Annotated in this window: 2 protein-coding genes; one reads left to right on the forward strand and one right to left on the reverse strand. The window is 41.5% G+C overall.

Going from position 1 to position 3,211, the window contains the following annotated elements:
• Positions 1-805 (reverse strand): viperin family antiviral radical SAM protein (locus NWQ57_RS10740; protein WP_306022148.1); only part of this gene is annotated, 805 nt, incomplete at its 3' end.
• A gap of 57 nt (positions 806-862) precedes the next feature.
• Between NWQ57_RS10740 and NWQ57_RS10745 the strand changes: the two genes are divergently transcribed.
• Positions 863-3,211 (forward strand): hypothetical protein (locus tag NWQ57_RS10745; RefSeq protein ID WP_306022149.1); only part of this gene is annotated, 2,349 nt, incomplete at its 3' end.

Consider the following 3,211-nt stretch of genomic DNA (forward strand, 5'->3'; position numbering starts at 1 on the left):
AACCAGAGCCTGCCTCAGCCAGGCTGTTCTGAAAAAAGCGACCAGGAGGGTCGATCATCAGGTAGGAATTACGCATGTCGTCGTTTTTTTCAGCACAAATGATGTTCTGAAAAGCGTGATGACGGGCGATAAACTTTTCAAAACGTGCTTCATCAATCACATTTTTCGTTGTGATGATGGGAAGCATCTGTAAAACTTTCCATTTTTGAGGTGCTAAGCGTTCGACAATATCTGATAAATCGTCCAACACATTGATCGCATTTACTACGGTGTTTAGTTTTATTTTCAGGTGTGGGTTGGCCTGTTTTCCCATGTCAATGATAGAGAGCAGTCTATCAACGTCGAGTTTTTGCTGATGTGTGGTATGGCGTCCGATTAAATGATTAGAAGACAGCCGAGTGGAATCAATGCTTATGCCAAACCAAGTTAGCAGCGGCGCCATCTGAGCCATTAACTCTTCCGTCAGCAAACTGCCATTAGTGATAATGGACACGTCAAACCCGATTTTTTTTGCCTCAAGCATAATTGGCAAAAGTTTCTTTGATAACAGTAATGGTTCGCCCCCTGCAAAATTCAATCGTACTTTTTTGTAAGTCGGGGAATTTGAGGTATCCAATTTGTTGTACTGGAACTGGATACAGTTATATAGTTCGAGTAGAAGCTTTTTAGTCGAATTTGAATCATGGAACAACTCGCGTTTCTCATCAGGCTTTTTCCAGGCAGCGTAGCAATAATGGCAGCTGTAATTGCATACTTCGGTGATATGCCAGTTAATTACAAGTGTCTCGGTATGGTTAGTATTCATGTTTCAGGCTCCTCATGTTAAGCCTGCTAAGCTTGCCGCCGAGACGGACTAGCCGTTATGAAAAGTGCCGTACCTACCCTGATCTTTTCGCATAAGCTGTTGTTTTTTAAACAATTAAAAAGAGAATTTATTTTGGTCCGATTTCCATCAGTTGAATCCATTCTGCTCGAAGTGTATGAAAGTCTTGGTTGCGGCAGCTTTCAAACAAAAACAAAGAACAAATTCAAATCCGGGATGTCGTTGCAAAAACGACAAGAGATGCTCGGTAACATTTTTTCTGCAATTATCGAAAAACTTGGTGTGGAAGCTGATGTAAGAGACATCCTGCACAACTTTTTTGAATTCTCAGCATCGAACAAAGCCGTTGAGGCGCATTGTTTCACCCTGAACGCCTCTCAACAGCAGATTGTTTGGTGGGTAGCGGCATCCAGGATAGTTCCTTTTTTTGCCAGGAAAGCTGCATTCTGGAGTTTAGAAGAACCAGTCGATAAAGGTATGCCCGGTGGGCGCTTCTGGTATTTGCCTAACCTGGAAAATGAGGCTGTAACACTACCTGTTACCCACGTTGTAGATTGGCTGTTGGACTTGATGGGCGCTTCTATTCATGGAGTTTCACAGGATTTGGCTATGAATTCTGATCCAAATATTGACCGCTATGAGACAGTTTACCGATCGTTAAATAACTGGAAAAAAGGCACATTGCCTTCACCTGATACGATAGAAAAGTATTTTTCCGATGATTCCATGCTCGTTTTTAATGGCACTTTTACGCCAACGGCAGACTTAAAGTATCAGGATGTTTATAAAGAAGCTCTTGATTTTGTAACCAGAAAAAATCTCGATGCGGAAAAGCTGCGCCATGAAATTCCAATGATTGAACCGGGTCGTATTGAGAGTGTGTTATCAGGTAATGCAGAGCAGAGTGAGGTAATGCGTTTTATTAACCTATTGGCCATTCGGTATGCCAAGCCTCCAATTGCATTGATAAGAACACGCTTACTTTTTGCCAGAATGGTGCAAGACGGCTATCGTCGTTTACTTAAGTTTCTTTGTCCTGGTGTTGACCAATATTGCTCCGATCCGAATAAAAATAAGCTATTACAGTTTTTGTTCAACTTTCAGGCAATTTACAACTTAACCATTGAGGCAGAGCGCGCATACTCACATATCGACGATACAGCAACTCTTATTGCCCATGAAAATATTTGGTTTGACAGTAAATTACCACCCTTTGAAAAAGCAATGATGTACCTGTCTATTACAAATTCAGCTTCAAGCACTTCGCCGCAGGAGTTGGCGGGGCCACTGAATTTCATCTTTTCTCAGCTGCAATCAGAAGGTGGGATAATAGATATCTTTAGCTGTAATGAGCGAGGCATGCTCTTTCCCTCTATAGCCCGGTTAGAGCTGATCTCACTTTATGAGAAGTTATTAGAGCAGGTCTCAACAGCAATACAAGAGGTAAAGGCCGGATCGCCATGGCGGGCATTTCAGAAAGTTACGATATTTCAAGCTCTGACAACGTTGGTTCTCCAAAAGCTTAGTAATAAGGGCTATGCCGCGGCATACCAGCGGTTGGAAGAGATAGCGGTTACAGACGATGAGAAGCTCCAGATCATTGCATTAAAACTGGAAAATATACTGATCCGAAATGAAAAGTTTAGTAAAGATTCATATAGCCTTGTTGATGGTTTACTAAATCAAGCAAAGACTAATGCTGCTTACGAAGGTTGGCAAAATGTCAATTTACTCAGACTGGAATCCAGACATTTAGTTAACTCGAATCAGTTTGATAAAGCAACTGAAGTGATGCGTGCAGCATTTAAACGCTGCGGTGCAGGTAGTTTTGGTTCAATGAAAGGTGAGCTTGCAAGAGATTGTCTGGCATTGGCTGTTTCAAATCAAAGGTTAATCCCTGAAAACCATACCACGTATTTCGAATCGATACTGGAATGGGATTGTCTGGAGAATATGCCAGGCATTTTTCAGCAGCCTAATTTAGAGGACGTCGCTGTTGAGTGTGCTACTTTTTTCTGGGATAACTTATATAAGCCTTACCCGCAGTTTAAAAAACAATTGCCACTAATTCAATCGCAGCTGGAACATGTCACAAAACTAGTGTTTGCGGGCGATAACTCTGCCCTATTGACGTGGTTCAAACAGCACAAGAAGCTTTTGAACAAACCTTTGCCTTATGTAAAAGCCGACAGTATCTTGATGTTTTGGTTAAAAGGCTTTCAGAGGATCCGCAAGAACATTTTGAGCGGTTTTACAGGGGGAAAGTTATATGAAAGAGGAATGGTTAACGGCATTCTTAATAATATCCGCAATGGGTTAATGGTTTTAGCAGAATTTGCGCCTAACCAAATTAATATATGTGACTTTAAACAACAAACTCCATTGATG

Source organism: Paraglaciecola sp., from assembly GCF_030730205.1.
Lineage (GTDB): Bacteria > Pseudomonadota > Gammaproteobacteria > Enterobacterales > Alteromonadaceae > Paraglaciecola.